At 64.1% G+C, this 14,603-nt stretch carries 10 protein-coding genes; 2 read left to right on the forward strand and 8 right to left on the reverse strand.

Annotated features, from left to right (window positions below; all coding sequences use genetic code 11):
* The coding region (locus ABZ728_RS19965; RefSeq protein WP_366658104.1) for an ATP-binding protein at positions 1-863 on the forward strand (863 nt) is incomplete at its 5' end.
* Positions 864-1,216: 353 nt separating this feature from the next.
* Here the strand turns inward: ABZ728_RS19965 and polA are convergent.
* Positions 1,217-4,048 (reverse strand): DNA polymerase I, encoded by a 2,832-nt coding sequence (polA, locus tag ABZ728_RS19970; RefSeq protein ID WP_366658105.1) that lies wholly within the window; start codon positions 4,046-4,048, stop codon positions 1,217-1,219.
* 352 nt (positions 4,049-4,400) lie between these two features.
* Here polA and ABZ728_RS19975 point away from each other — a divergent pair, with 352 nt between their 5' ends.
* On the forward strand, positions 4,401-5,585 hold the full coding sequence (locus ABZ728_RS19975; RefSeq protein ID WP_366658107.1) for a PAS domain-containing sensor histidine kinase: 1,185 nt from the start codon (positions 4,401-4,403) through the stop codon (positions 5,583-5,585).
* 156 nt (positions 5,586-5,741) lie between these two features.
* Here ABZ728_RS19975 and ABZ728_RS19980 read toward each other — a convergent pair whose 3' ends face one another.
* The 7 genes from ABZ728_RS19980 to ABZ728_RS20010 form a co-directional block, all read right to left on the reverse strand.
* Positions 5,742-6,374 (reverse strand): hypothetical protein, encoded by a 633-nt coding sequence (locus ABZ728_RS19980; RefSeq protein ID WP_366658108.1) that lies wholly within the window; start codon positions 6,372-6,374, stop codon positions 5,742-5,744.
* Positions 6,361-6,927 carry a sigma-70 family RNA polymerase sigma factor gene (locus tag ABZ728_RS19985; RefSeq protein ID WP_366658109.1) on the reverse strand — a complete coding sequence of 189 codons (567 nt, stop codon included), beginning with the start codon at positions 6,925-6,927 and terminating at the stop codon, positions 6,361-6,363. Before ABZ728_RS19985 ends, ABZ728_RS19980 begins: the two co-directional genes overlap by 14 nt.
* A gap of 112 nt (positions 6,928-7,039) precedes the next feature.
* Positions 7,040-7,867 carry a rhomboid family intramembrane serine protease gene (locus ABZ728_RS19990; protein ID WP_366658110.1) on the reverse strand — a complete coding sequence of 276 codons (828 nt, stop codon included), beginning with the start codon at positions 7,865-7,867 and terminating at the stop codon, positions 7,040-7,042.
* A 105-nt stretch (positions 7,868-7,972) separates the two neighbouring features.
* The gene (locus ABZ728_RS19995; RefSeq protein ID WP_366658111.1) at positions 7,973-8,884 is read right to left on the reverse strand and encodes a carbon-nitrogen hydrolase family protein; all 912 of its coding nucleotides are present in this window, start codon (positions 8,882-8,884) and stop codon (positions 7,973-7,975) included.
* A complete protein-coding gene (gene glgA, locus ABZ728_RS20000; RefSeq protein ID WP_366658112.1) occupies positions 8,877-10,331 on the reverse strand; it encodes a glycogen synthase GlgA in 1,455 nt (484 codons plus the stop codon). Before glgA ends, ABZ728_RS19995 begins: the two co-directional genes overlap by 8 nt.
* A 5-nt stretch (positions 10,332-10,336) precedes the next feature.
* On the reverse strand, positions 10,337-11,605 hold the full coding sequence (gene glgC / locus ABZ728_RS20005) for a glucose-1-phosphate adenylyltransferase (RefSeq protein WP_366658114.1): 1,269 nt from the start codon (positions 11,603-11,605) through the stop codon (positions 10,337-10,339).
* Between the two features lie 157 nt (positions 11,606-11,762).
* Complete coding sequence (locus tag ABZ728_RS20010) at positions 11,763-14,594, reverse strand: cation-transporting P-type ATPase (RefSeq protein WP_366658115.1); 2,832 nt, start codon at positions 14,592-14,594, stop codon at positions 11,763-11,765.
* Positions 14,595-14,603 lie beyond the last annotated feature (9 nt).

Here is a 14,603-nt window from a genome sequence, read left to right on the forward strand (position 1 = left end):
ATGCCGTCGGCGCAGCGCTCGACGTAAGGTATCGCCATGTGTCGCCGACCGGCCTTGCCGTCGATCTGCGGGTCAAACTGGTGCCTTTTCATGACGACGTCGGCGCGCCAGCCGGGTTCGTTGGCATCGCGGAGGACGCCTCGGCGCAGATCAGGGCTGAGACGCTGGCCGCTGAAACCGAACGCCGGAACGCCGTCGACAGCCTGACCGCCGGCCTCGCGCACAACCTGAACAACATCCTGATGGTGATACAGGGCAATGTCGACCAGATCGCCGCCGAGCTTCCCGACGATCATCCGGCCCGGCTCAACGCCGACATGACCCGGCTGGCGAACCAGCGGGCAGCAGCAATTACCCGCCGGTTGATGGTCTATTCCGGGCAGCAAACGTCAGACATACGCTCGGTGCCCGTCGATGCCGCCGTCGCGCGTATCGGCGCAGCACTCGACACGTCCCTGCCGGCCGGCGTGCGGGTGACCGTCGATCCCGGCGCAGGCGCTGCAGCGACGGTCGAGGTCGACGCAACACTGTTCGACGAGACACTGGAGGAGCTGACCGCCAACGCCCGTACTGCCGTCGGCGAACGCGGCACGCTGCAGCTTTCTTCAGCGCGCACCGATGGCCGCGACGGCCCCATGATCGTCATCACGATAGCCGACAACGGCACCGGCATGGACGGGGACACCCGCCGGCGCGCCAAAGAGCCGTTCTTTACCACACGCGCCATCGGCCAGGGCGTCGGCCTCGGCCTCAGTCTGGCCGACGGCTTTGCGCGCTATGCCGGCGGCGAGCTGTCGGTTGACAGCACTCCCGGTACCGGCACGACCGTGACGCTGACCCTGCCGCTGCACGGCAGGGCATAGGGACTTCGGGCCCCTGATCAAACCCCGGCATCGACCCGGCTCTGTCGGGCAAGCCGACCTACATCATCCCGGCCTATCTTTCCATCGCACCTTTGCCTGCCAGAATACGGTCGCGATTTTTGGCGATCCGCGTGCCTATAGCAGGGGTGGCCCCATTTCACGGTTTCGCCGAGATCCAGATCGCAGCATATGCGGCGCAGGTCGGCGAGACCCGTCGCCCATTTCCGTGTCGAGCAATCCGGTGTGGCAAAGCGGTCGCAGCGTCCGCAACCCTTTGAAAAGAAATCCTCGATATCCGTGATCAAGCGTTCACCCTCCCGTCACGGCTCTCCCGGACACTGAACAACCGCCGATCAATGCGCCTCGGCCCAATTGTCGCCGATGCCGGCTTCAACCTCCAGCGGCACCGACAGCGTGGCGGCATTCATCATGATGTCGCGCGCGATCTCGACCGTCCGGTCGCACTGATCGGCGGGCGCCTCCAGCAGCAGTTCGTCATGCACCTGAAGCAGCATTCGCGCATCCAGACCCGCCGCCGCCAGGGCGGCCGGCAGGGGGCCCATGGCCTTCTTGATGATATCGGCCGCGGTGCCCTGGATCGGGGCGTTGATCGCCTGGCGTTCGGCGAAATTCCGCCGTGCCGGATTGGGGTCCTTGATGCCCGGCATATGGCAGCGCCGCCCGAACAACGTCGAGACATAGCCGTGCTCGCGAGCGAATTTCCTGGTTTCGTCCATCCACGCCTTCAACTCGCCGAACCGCTCCAGATAGGTGCGGATGAACTGGTTCGCCTCGCCCTGGGAAATGCCGAGCTGAGCGGCCAGACCGAACCCGGAAATGCCATAGATGATGCCGAAATTGATCGCCTTGGCCTTGCGCCGCGTCTCCGGCGTCATCTGGTCCAGCGGCACGCCGAAGACCTGGCTGGCTGTCATGGCGTGAATGTCGATGCCCTGCCGGAACGCGTCCTTCAGCGCCTGGATGTCGGCGATATCGGCGACCAGACGCAGTTCGATCTGGGAATAGTCGACCGAGATCAGCTTCCAGCCCGGCTCGGTGACAAAGGCTGTGCGGATCTTGCGGCCGGCCTCGGTCCGGATCGGGATGTTCTGCAGATTCGGATCGTTGGACGACAGGCGCCCGGTGTTCGTCGCGGCAAGACTGAACGAGGTATGGACACGGCCGGCCGGCTCGACGATGTCATGCACCAGCGCATCGGTATAGGTCGATTTCAGCTTCGACAACTGTCGCCAATCCAGCAGCCGGGCGGCGATGTCGTGGCCTTGGGCCGCCAGCATTTCCAGCACGTCGGCGCCGGTGGAATACGCACCGGTCTTGCCTTTCTTGCCGCCCTGAATCCCCATCTCGTCAAACAGAACTTCGCCCACCTGTTTCGGGCTGCCGACATTGAATGGATGCCCGGCCAGCCGGTGGATCTCGGTCTCCAGGGTCGCCAGCCTTTCGCCGAAATCCCGCGACATGGTTTCCAGCACAGTGCGGTCGACGCGGATGCCGGTGGACTCCATTTCCCCGACGACCTGGACGAGCGGCCGCTCGATCGTCTCATAGATCGTGGCCATACGCTCACCCACGAGGCGGGATTTGAACAGCTTGTGCAGGCGCAGCGTGATGTCCGCATCCTCGGCCGCGTAATCCAGCGCCTTGTCCAGCGGCACCTTGTCGAACGTGATGGCCGTCTTTCCCTTTCCGCACAGTTCGACATAGCTGATGCAGGTATGGTCGAGCAGCCGTTTGGCCAGCTCGTCCAGGCCATGGCCATAGGTGCCGCCGTCGAGGACATAGGACATCAGCAGCGTGTCGTCGGTCGGGGCAAGGCGGATGCCGTGGCGGCGCAAAATCTGATAATCGTATTTCAGGTTGTGGCCGACCTTCATGACGCTGTCGTCTTCGAACAACGGCTTCAGGGCGCCGATCACCTCGTCCAGCGGCAACTGGCGAATTCGCTCGCCATCGCCCTCGCGATCGCCGAAATCGAGCGTCCCCTCGGTGCCGTCGGTATGGCCGACGGGGATATAACAGGCCCGGCCCGGACGCACCGCCATGGAGATTCCCACCAGATCCGCGCGGGCGGCATTGAGCGAGTTGGTCTCGGTATCGACACCAATGACGCCGGCATACCCCGCTTCGGCGATCCATGCATCGAGCGTTTCTCGGTCCTGCACCAGTGTGTAAACCGCCTCGGACGGCGTGTCGTTCACCGGCTCCTCGACGCGCAGGGCCGGATGGTCTGTCGCAAGCCGCGACTTGGTCCGCGAGACCAGCGACGGGAATTCCATATGGTCCAGGAACGCGATCAGCTTCACGGCGTCCGGCTCCGGCACCTTCATGTCGTCGAGCGTTTCCGGCATTTCCACCGTGTCGTCCAGACGGACCAGTTGGCGCGATATGCGGGCGGACTCGGCATGGTCGATGAGGTTCTGGCGCCGTTTGGGCTGCTTGATGCGCCCGGCATTGTCCAGAAGCGTGTCGAGATCGCCGAATTCGGCGATCAACTGCGCCGCCGTCTTGATGCCGATGCCGGGAACACCGGGAATGTTGTCGACGCTGTCGCCGGCCAGCGCCTGCACGTCGACCACGCATTTCGGCTCGACGCCGAACTTCTCGCGCACCTGTTCGACGTCGATGACGACGTTCTTCATCGGATCCATCATGGTGACGCCGTCGCCGACCAGCTGCATCAGGTCCTTGTCCGACGACACGATGATCACCTTGTCGCCGCGCTCGCGCGCTTGACGGGCGAAGGTGGCGATGATGTCGTCGGCCTCGAAACCGTCACGCTCGATCGATGCCAGACCGAACGCCGCCGTCGCCTCGCGGATCAGGCCGAATTGGGGGCGAAGTTCTTCCGGCGGCTCGTCACGGTTGGCCTTGTAGGCGTCATAGATGTCGTTGCGGAAATTGTGACGACTGGCATCGAAAATGACTCCGATATACTCGGCATCGATATCGGCCAGCAGCTTCATCACCATCGAGCAAAAGCCGTAGACCGCATTGGTCGGCACGCCGTCGGCCTTTCGCACCCGCATCGGGATCGTATGAAACGCCCGGAAGATGTACCCCGACCCGTCGACCAGATAATAGGTTCGCCCGCTTTGCGCCGGCAGGGCGGTTTCCGGGACGGATTGACCGTTGGCAACGGTCGCGGATGTCGTATCGGTCGGCATGATGTCACCGGAATAGCGGGTTGGGCCGGAGGATAGCAGAACATGGCCCAGACCCGCGCCGATGTCGAGACCGGCATCAAGGGGCGGTGGTGAGTAGTGATGGGCCCGGGGTTGCCTTCTATCGCAGGCAGAAATAAATCGATCTCAAGCGAAACGGCTTCTAGTAGAATTTGGCGTGTTTTTCTAAAAAAAGCTGTGGAGTCTGGCCAATTTTCTCTATTATGGAGGGGTGTGGGCGCGGAACGTAGGGGCTGACTTCTTGCCGTATCGGGCTTGGAGGCGGCGAAGGTCACGCCGCTCTCGATCGGGCGTACTTCCCTGGAATGAAGGGCGTTGATTCATGAATTCTTTTATGCCGCAGAGCAGCGATCTGCTTGAGTGTTTCGCGGAATGCCTGAGCGACGGTCTATTCATCATTGGTGTCGATAATCGGCTGACCTATGTCAACGCCGCCTTGTGTGAAATACTCGGCTATGATCAGGCCGAGCTAACCGGAAAGCCCCTCAATCACCTGCTTCCCGATCGGGTGCGCGCTTCTCATGATGAGAAGATCGCTGCGTTTCGGACCGGCGTCGTCGATGTCAAGGCGATGGAAAACTGGCGGTCGATTCGCGCCCTGCACAAGGAAGGCGGCGAAATCCCCGTGGTGATCAGGGTCAAGGCGTATGGCCCGGGCATGAACAACATCATGGGCATTCTGCGCGATATGAGCCAGGCCAGTGCGATGGAGCAGGAACTGGTTGCCTCGAACCAGCACCTGAAAGCCGCGCTGATGGATGCCGAGGAAAGCCGGATTGCCCAGGTTCGATTGATCGAATCGTTCAGCCAGATTTTCCGCACGCCGATTTCGACGGTGATCGGTTTCGCGGACGAGCTCCGGCAATCGGGCAAACTCCATCCCGATCATGCCGACTATGTATCAACGATCCGCGAGAGCGGAGAGGTGCTTCTGGACAAACTCAACCGCATCCTCGAAGCCGCCAGGGTCCACTCCGGCCGGTACGAGCCCCGGATCGAGCGTATCGACGTGACCGAGGCCGTATCGACCGCCATCCGCGACGTCGAGGATGAGTTCGAGAATGCGGAAATTCGGCTGTTGCGTCCGTCGACACCGCTTCCGGCCATCGTCACCGACCGTTCGGCAATCGCCAAGATCGTTCGCAACCTGGCCCGCAACGCCGTTCAGCACAATACGGGTGATCGACCGCCGCAGATTGCGCTCGACATGGCTGACGAGGAGGGGGCGGTCGTCAGGATCAGCATCCGCGATTTCGGCCCGGGCTTGCCCTCCAATGTTCTGAAATACATCCAGGATCGGGATTTGACCCACCTCGCTCTCAAGGGCGAGAACCCGCGGATCGCCCAGGTGCAGCGGCTTGGCGTCGGTCTGATGATGGTTCGGAAACTCTGTGATATTCTGTCCTGCCGGCTCTGTATCGAAAGCACCGCCGACGGTGTCTGTGCTGTGGTCGACGTGCCCGACCTGGAAAAGCAGTTCGACGACCGCCAAGCCGCGCTCAAACAAACCGTCGGCTGAATAGTTGCCCTTGAGGACGCCGGCTCGACATCGGGCACATTCTTTCGATCATGATGATGGCCGAAGCCGGTCTGGACGTTGATTCCGACGTCGACAGGCTTGAAGGCGGGCCGCATCGTCATTCAAGGCCGTGATCGCGAGCGGTATCCGATCCCGTTACGCCGCCCGGTCCAATGCGTCGATTTCGCGCTGGACGGCCGCTGCCGCCCGACGGTTCAGGACCAGGATCGTCGAGAAGACGATGGCGACGAAGCCAATGGCGAGCGCCAGGACCAGCGGGTCGCGACCGGGATCGAGAAAGCCGCCGAACGCCATCAAAGCAAAACCCGGCAGGAACGGGCCGAGATACCAGCGACCGACGGAATTGAGCGCATCGCGCTGACGCGCCAAAGCGCGGCGGTGGAAACTGACCACATCGGCGGCGACGTCGAGTGCCTGTCCGGGGTCGGTGCCGGGCGGTGGCGCCGAAGCGCGGCGATGAAGCTGCCATGCGGCGGCGGCCGCACCGATGACGACCAAAAGCGCGCCGGTACGGATAACAAGATCCGCCATCGGCACCGCCGCACGGCCAAAGACCCCCAGGGCCTCGGCCGCGAAAAACAGCCCGACCAGACCAAAGGCGGCGTATTCGATTGCATTTCGGCGTCGGATCGCGCGCGTGAAGCCGTCGGCCTTGTGCGTCATCGCCGATGGCTCGGCGGGGCTCCGGTCGACCGGCTGGTCGCGCCATGCGGATTTGACCGTCGCCCAGGTTTGATCGACACGTCCAGATTGTTCATTGTCCGTCATCATCGCCTCCGTCATTGGCGGCATCGGCCATGCGGCGGGTCAGGGTTTTGCGGATCCGGTGCAGGCGCGTTGACACCGCACCCGCCGACAAGCCGACGATGTCACCAATCGCCGCCGCGTCCATATCTTCCAGGTACAGCAGCATAATCTGCCGATCCGGCGGTCGCAGGCGGCGGATCAAGCCCAATAGGCGGTCAAGATCGAGGCGTGCGCCGACCCGGCGTTCCGGACCGGGTCGGTCATCGACGGCGTCGAGGTCCAGGGTAGTGGCGACTTTCCGCCCTCGGCTGTGCCGCCGGACATGCGACGCCGCCACGTTGTGGGCGACCCGATAAACCCAGGTCCCAAGGGCGCACCGCCCATCGAATCCGGCAAAACTGCGCCACAAGGCAACATGAATGTCCTGGATCAGGTCGCGACGGCTCTCCGGATCGGCCTCGTATCCGGCGGCAAGCCGCGCGATCGCCGCGCCATGGCCCGCGCTCGCCTCGCGGTAGAGGGTTTCACGCTCCGCCTCCTGATCTCTCCCGTTCTGATGGGCTGGCTCCCGCATCGGATGGGCTCCTCTCACCGTTCGGCGCCCGGCTTTTGGGGCCCCAAACAATTAGTCGGATGCGCGCGAACCGTCTTACAGAAAAATCGTGTCCCGGGACCTGTCCATAGCGTCAACCGCCGAGCAGAAGTTCGGTCAAAATAATGATAATGACAAAGAAGGTGACGACCTTGATGCCCGCGATTATTCGGCTCGACAGACTGGCGGTGCCGTCCGGCCGCGGCTTTGGCGTCAGGTCGATCAGGAAGCGGTTGGTGCGGGCAAAAGCAATTTCCGGATAGGCGTCGGCGGACTGGAACAGGGGAACGTCGCGATACTTGAACAGGCCGATCAGAGCGACGCCGGCCGCAAAGCCGCCAATATGCGCCCACCACGCCACCAGCGCGCCATCATCGTTGGGGAATAGCGCCATCATCACGTCGATGCCGACGCTGAGCCCGACGAATGCACTGGCCGGGACGATCACCGGCAGCCGGAACGCGACCAGGACCAGTATCCGTGCACGCGGATGCAACAGCAGATAGGCCCCCATGACACCGGCGATCGCGCCGCTGGCACCGACCACCGGGACGCTGGGCATGGCCGTCAACCAGGCCTCCGCCAGCCCGCCCGCCATCGCGCAGAGGACGAAGAAGATGGCATAACGCCAATGGCCCATGGCATCCTCGACATTGTTGCCGAAAACCCAAAGCACGACCATGTTCAACGCCAGATGCCAGAAGTCGCTATGCAGGAATGCGTAGGTGACGAGTTGCATCGCCGCCTCGGCCGCCGTGAAATCGGCCATCCACCCGGTGCGGGTCACGGCGCCGGGGAAAAGGGCATAGAACTCTAGCCGCGGGTTGGCGAAAAAGGTGACGACGCAGATCAAGATGACCGCATAGTTCACATAGGCCAGCCTGATATGCTTGACCGGATTGCTGTCGCCGATCGCCAACATGTCGCTTCTGCCGCCCCGAACGCCACACCTGGAAAACCACACCCGAAACCCACATTGGGATCCACTTTCGCGGCAGCCCGACCGGAACTCAATTGAATTCGGCTGTCAGGCCGTAACGAAGCGGAACGGCCGTTCGTTGACCAGCGAGGGTATGCTGCGCCGCGCCGCCGCCACCGCCGACAGGTCCAGATCGACGACACTGAGGCCGGGCGAGGTTTCCATGTCGACCAGAACGCGGCCCCACGGATCGACGACCATGGAATGCCCCCATGTATGGCGGCCGTCGTCATGGGCGCCGCCCTGGGCCGGGGCGACGACGAAGCAGCCGTTCTCGATCGCCCGCGCGCGGAGCAGCGGCTCCCAATGCGCCTCGCCCGTAGGCACCGTAAAGGCCGACGGGATGAACAGGATCGATGCCCCCGCCTTGGCATAGGCGCGATAGAGATGAGGGAAGCGCAGATCATAGCAGATCGACAGGGCGACGGCGCCCCACGGCGTTGCGGCCATCACGGCCTCGTCACCGGCCCTGAATCGATCGGATTCGCGCCGCGGTTTCTCGCCCGGCAGATCGACATCGAACAGGTGGATCTTGTCATAGCGCGCCACGATGGCGCCGGTCGGGTCGATCAGGTGGCCGCGATTGATGAAACGCGGATCGGCGCCCTCCACGACCGGCGTCGAGCCGGTATTGATCCACAAACCATGGCGCGCGGCCAGTGCGCGACACGCCGCAACATAGGGATCGGCCTCCTCGACCGTGACCATCTCGCGGGCCGAGGCGTGATCCTTGTTCACCAGACCACCGACCTCGGGCAACGCCAGCAGCTCTGCCCCCTTGGCGGCCGCTTCCCCGGCCAGTTCCGTCACCGCCGCGACGTTGGGCGCGTGGCTCTTGCCGGAGCACATCTGCGCCATGGCCAGCCGCAGCGTCTGCTGCCGGGTCGGCGCCGCCGGAATTCCCTCGCTCGCCGGATCTGCCCCCGGTTTCGCCCCGGGTCCCACCCCGTGCTCAACCACTGCTCCCCTCCTTCTGTACGGCAAGGCTTCGGAACAGCGCGACATACTCGGCTGCCGAGTGATCCCAACCGACATCAGTGCGCATGCCGTTTTCCTGCATCCGCCGCCACGCCGGGCGGTCACGCCACAGGTCCAGCGTCCGGAACAGCGCAGCGTCCAGGGCGTCCTGCGTGACCGGGGCGAACTGAATGCCGGTCGCCACACCCGCCGCGCGGGCGACCGCGTTGGCATCGATCACGGTATCGGCCAATCCGCCGACGCGGGCGACGACCGGGATCGCCCCATAGCGCAGCGCGCAAAGCTGTGTCAGACCGCAGGGCTCGAACCGGGACGGCACCAGAATGGCATCGCTGCCGGCCTGGATGAGATGGGCCAGCCCCTCGTCATAGGCGAAATGCACAGCCACTCGGCCGGTATGGCTGACGGCGGCATGCGCGAACGCTGCTTCCATGCCGTGGTCGCCGGCCCCGAGAATGACGGCCTGGCCCCCGGCATCCACGAGTCTCGGCAGCGCATCGGTCAGCAGGTCGAGCCCCTTCTGCCATGAGAAGCGGGAAACAACGCCGAACAACGGCATATCCGGATCCGGCTCCAGCCCGAACCGGGCCTGCAGTGCCGCCTTGTTCGCCGCGCGCCGGTCGAGGTTGTCGACGTCATAGGTCGACGCGATGAGTGGGTCCGTCGCCGGGTTCCAGAGGCCGTCATCGATGCCGTTGAGAATTCCCGACACGTCGGCTGTGCGCGACCGCAAAAGACCGCCCAGCCCCATGCCGTCGCCATCGGTCTGAATTTCCATGGCATAAGTCGGCGACACCGTCGTGATCCGGTCGGCGTAATACAAGCCGGCCTTCAGGAAGCTGACATTGCCGTAGAATTCCACACCATCGGTCGCAAACGCCTCGCCCGGCAGGCCGAGGCCGGCGAAACGATCGGGTGGAAAGGTGCCCTGAAACGCCAGATTGTGGATCGTCATCACCGTCTTCGGGCCGCCGCCGGCCAGTGCTATGAAAGCCGGCGCCAAACCTGCCTGCCAGTCATGGGCATGGACGATATCGGGCACAAAATCCGCCAAGAGGCCGCGTCCGATATCGGCCCCGGCAAGCCCCAGTGCCGCGAACCGGCGGTCGTTGTCGTCCCAGTCCTGACGGTTGGAATCCGTATAGGGACCGCCGGGACGCACAAAAAGATGCGGCGCGTCCAGGATGAAAAGGTCGAGACCCGCCACGGTCGCGCTCAGCAGCCGGGCCGGTTCGCCGAACAGGTGGTCGAAGCTGTGGACCGTTTCGGCCGCGTCCAGTTTCGACAACACTGCCGGATAACCCGGCACCAGCGTGCGCGTTTCGACCCCATGGTGCGCGAGGGCGGCCGGCAGCGCACCCGCGACATCGGCCAATCCACCCGTCTTGACCAGCGGGTAGATCTCCGAAACGACGGAAAGAACCTTCAATCGCCTTATCCTGACAGTTTGTCGATCATCGGCTGGGTGATCAGGGTTACCCCGGATTCCGTCCGCCGGAAGCGCCGGGCGTCGTCGTCAGCGTCCTCGCCGACCACCAGCCCCTCCGGGATCGTCACGCCGCGGTCGATCACCACCTTTGACAGCCGGGCTGACCGCCCGACATTGACATAGGGCAGAATGACGGCGTTGTCGATCTCCCCATACGAGTGCACATGCACGCCCGTGAACATGAGCGACCGCCGCAGCCGCGCGCCAGAGACGATGCAGCCACCGGACACCAGCGAATCGAGCGCGGTCCCGCGGCGTCCGTCATCGTCATGGACGAATTTCGCCGGCGGCGTTATTTCCGCATAACTCCAGATCGGCCAGTCCTGATCGTAGAGATCGAGCGACGGCTCAGGCGCCGTCAGATCGATATTCGCCTCCCAATAGGCGTCGACCGTGCCGACATCCCGCCAGTAGGCTTCCCCGCCCGGCGTCGTGCCGACCGCGGAATCCTTGAAATCATGGGCCACCGCCGAACCCTTCCGGACCAGATGCGGAATGATGTCCTTGCCGAAATCGTGGTCGGAGTCCGGATCCGCGGCATCCCGGCGCAACTCGTCCAGCAGAAAGCGCGTCTCGAACACATAGATGCCCATGCTGGCCAGGGCCTTGTCCGGATCGTTCGGCATGGCCGGCGGGTCGGCCGGCTTTTCCAGGAACGACGTGATGCGGCCGGACTCATCCACCGCCATGACGCCGAACGCACTGGCCTGCATCCGGGGCACGGCAAAGCATCCGACCGTGACGTCGGCACCGCTGTCTACGTGCTGACGAAGCATCACCTCGTAGTCCATTTTGTAGATGTGGTCGCCGGCCAGCACAACGATGTATTCCGGCCGGCTGCCTTCGATGATGTCGATGTTCTGGTAGACCGCGTCGGCGGTTCCGACATACCACATGGTCTCCGACACCCGCTGGCTGGCCGGCAGAATATCGAAGGTCTCGTTTCGCTCGGGCCTGAAGAAGTTCCAGCCGTGCTGCAGATGACGGATCAGACTGTGAGCCTTGTACTGCGTGGCGACGCCAATCCGGCGGATGCCGGAATTGACGGCGTTGGACAGGGCAAAGTCGATGATGCGCGATTTGCCGCCGAAATAAACCGCCGGCTTGGCCCGGATATTGGTCAGTTCCTTGAGCCGGCTGCCGCGGCCGCCGGCAAGGATGAACGCCATGGCATGGCGGGAAAGGGGCGCATTGGCTGAGCCGCGGTCGGACATGGGCGCTTCCTCGGTTGCATGTTCCGGCGAACCCGTTGACAGGCCCGCTTCGTCGAGAACGGGGCTGGTTGCCGCCGCTGTTCGGATCGGTCGTCCACTATGCCACAATCCTGCCGCCCGCGCACAGACCGATATACAACCGTTTCCGCCCCGCCGATCATGCAGCCGGTTTCCGTCTGCTGCGATGCGGGGAAGCGATACGGCGCACCAGAAGCTTTTCAGCCTCGACGATCAGGAACAAGGCCGCACCGAATGCCACGACAAGACCCCATTGCCCCGACGTCATCGCGCCGCTCTCGAACAGATAGTTCATGAAGGGGACATAGGTGAAGATCATCTGAAGCAACAGCACCGCTGCGATTCCGGCCAGGCAGAGTTTCGATCCGAACAGCCCTTCCAGCGTCCAGCTCGGCATCAGCATGTGACGGGTATTCAGCAAATAGACGACCTGACCGACAACGAGCGCGTTGACGGCGACCGTCCGCGCGGTATCGAGATCGACGCCCTGCTGATACTGATGGACGAACAGCGAAAACGCCCCTGCCAGCAGAAGGAACGAAACAAAGGCGATCCGCCAGACGAGGAACCGCGAAAGCAGCGGCTCGGCCCGTGGGCGCGGCGGGCGGCGCATGATGTCGGCTTCGGCCGGCTCGAACGCCAGTGTCAGCGCCAGTGTCACGGCCGTGATCATATTGACCCACAGGATCTGAACCGGCGTGATCGGCAGCGTCATGCCGGCCAGAATGGCGGCAAGGACGACCAGCGCCTGACCGAAGCTGGTCGGCAGGATGAACAGGATCGCCTTCTTCAGGTTATCGTAGACAGTGCGGCCTTCCTCGACCGCGCGGGCAATTGAGGCGAAATTGTCGTCGGCCAGCACCATCTCCGCAGCCTCCTTGGCCGCCTCAGTGCCCTTGATTCCCATGGCGACGCCGACATCGGCCCTTTTCAGCGCCGGCGCGTCATTGACGCCGTCGCCGGTCATGGCAACGACATGGCCATGCTTCTGCAGTGCCGTCACCAACTGCAGCTTGTTCTCCGGCGATGTGCGGGCGAACACGCTGACCGCCGCACCCGCCGCCGCCAGATCATCGATATTCATCGCATCGAGATCGCGGCCGGTCAGCGCATTGATGTTTGAACCGGAGGCATCCGGGCCGGACGATTCCGTGCCGCCATCCGGCGGCACAATACCAAAATCCCGCGCGATCGCCGTTGCCGTCGCCGCATGGTCGCCGGTGATCATCTTGACCTCGATGCCTGCCGCCCGGCAGGTCGCGACCGCCTCGATCGCATCCGGCCGGGCCGGATCGATCAGGCCGAGCACGCCGAGAAACGTCAGCCGCGCGCCGGAGGACCCGCTGACGCTGTCGAATGTCAGCGGCTCGCCCTCCTCCATCGGCCGCATGGCCACACCGATCAGTCGCTGGCCGTTCCGGGCCAGATCGTCCATGACCCGGTGCCAGCGGTCGCGATCGATCGGGCCGGCGGATGCGGCGGTTCCCTCAGTATCGCACATTTCCAGAAGCCGTTCCGGCGCGCCTTTGACGAGCAAAACGTGACCGCCGTATGCCGCGGACGCCTCGTCAGGCAAATCGTGGGACGTGGCCATGTATTTGTGGGCGCTGTCGAAGGGAATGCTTTGCAGCGCGGGGCTGCTGGTCCGTTCGGCGTCGGCGTCCATGCCGGCCTTGGCGGCAAAGGCGAGCAAGGCACCGTCGGTCGGATTGCCGCTGAGGGTCCATGCCCCGTCGCGGTGGCGGATCCGGGCTTCGTTGCACAGCGCCGCTACCCGTGCGACCCAGCGCAGGTCGTCGCCTTCTGCAGGGTCGTCGCCGGCACTCTGGCCATCCCCCGGGCCGTCCCCGGATCTGTCGTCAGGGCATACCGCGCCCTTCGGGTCATAGCCGCTTCCCGCCACCGAATAGCGGCCGGCCGTCGTCACGACGCTGCTGACCATCAGTTCGTTGCGCGTCAGAGTCCCGGTCTTATCGGAACAGATGACCGAGACCGCGCCCAGCGTTTCCACCGCCGGAAGGCGCCGGATGATCGCATTGCGCCGCGCCATCCGGGTGACGCCGATGGCCAGCGTGATCGTCATGATCGCCGGCAATCCTTCCGGGATCGCGGCGACGGCGACGCTGACAGCCGCCATGAACATTTCCGTAACGGTATAGTCGCGGAACAGCAGGCCGAAGGCGAGCGTGATTCCGGCCAGCACAACGATGACCAGTGTCAGCCAGCGCCCGAACACGCCCATCTGTTCGAGCAGCGGCGTGGTGATGCCGCGGTCTTCGCCGATCATGCCGCTGATCCGGCCGAGTTCAGTCGCGGCGCCGGTTTCGACGACGACCCCGCTGCCGGTGCCATAGCTGACCAGTGTTCCCGAATACAGCATCGACACGCGCTCGGCGAGCGGCGCGTCTTCGTTTACCGGGTCCGTTGACTTGTCTACTGCCGAACTTTCGCCCGTCAGGGCGGCTTCCTGCACCTGAAGCGACCGGCTTTCGATGACCCGCAGATCCGCCGGGACCCGGTCGCCCGCCTTCAGATAGGCGACATCACCCGGTACCAGCGTTTGTGCAGAGACGGTCCGTCGCTCGCCGCCACGGGTGACTTGCGCCTCCGGCGAGAGCATGTCGCGAATGGCGTCGATCGCCTCCTCGGCCTTGCCCTCCTGAACGAACCCGATCAGGGCATTGATCACGACGACACCCCCGATCACGGCAGCGTCGACCCATTCGCCCAACACACCGGCAACGGCGCCGGCCGCGATCAGGACGTAGATCAGAACATTGTTGAATTGGGCGGCCAGACGCGCCAGCGCCCCGCGCCGGGGTGGCTCCGGCAACGCATTGGGACCGTGGCGGGCAAGCCGCGCCTCCGCCTCTGCTTCCGACAGTCCGGCTTCAGGGGAAACATCCAGTGCCGCGATGACATCATCGCGGCCGCGAGCATGCCATGGAGTACCGGCGCCGCCATCTCTCATCACGCCTCC

Source organism: Fodinicurvata sp. EGI_FJ10296 (assembly GCF_040712075.1).
Classification (GTDB): Bacteria; Pseudomonadota; Alphaproteobacteria; order DSM-16000; family Inquilinaceae; genus JBFCVL01.

Coding starts and splice junctions, on each gene's coding strand:
- polA (WP_366658105.1), bottom strand. CDS start 4,048: ATGCCGACCGATACGACATCCGCGACCGTTGCCAACGGTCAATCCGTC.
- ABZ728_RS19975 (WP_366658107.1), top strand. CDS start 4,401: ATGCCGCAGAGCAGCGATCTGCTTGAGTGTTTCGCGGAATGCCTGAGC.
- ABZ728_RS19980 (WP_366658108.1), bottom strand. CDS start 6,374: ATGACGGACAATGAACAATCTGGACGTGTCGATCAAACCTGGGCGACG.
- ABZ728_RS19985 (WP_366658109.1), bottom strand. CDS start 6,927: ATGCGGGAGCCAGCCCATCAGAACGGGAGAGATCAGGAGGCGGAGCGT.
- ABZ728_RS19990 (WP_366658110.1), bottom strand. CDS start 7,867: ATGTTGGCGATCGGCGACAGCAATCCGGTCAAGCATATCAGGCTGGCC.
- glgC (WP_366658114.1), bottom strand. CDS start 11,605: ATGTCCGACCGCGGCTCAGCCAATGCGCCCCTTTCCCGCCATGCCATG.
- ABZ728_RS20010 (WP_366658115.1), bottom strand. CDS start 14,594: ATGAGAGATGGCGGCGCCGGTACTCCATGGCATGCTCGCGGCCGCGAT.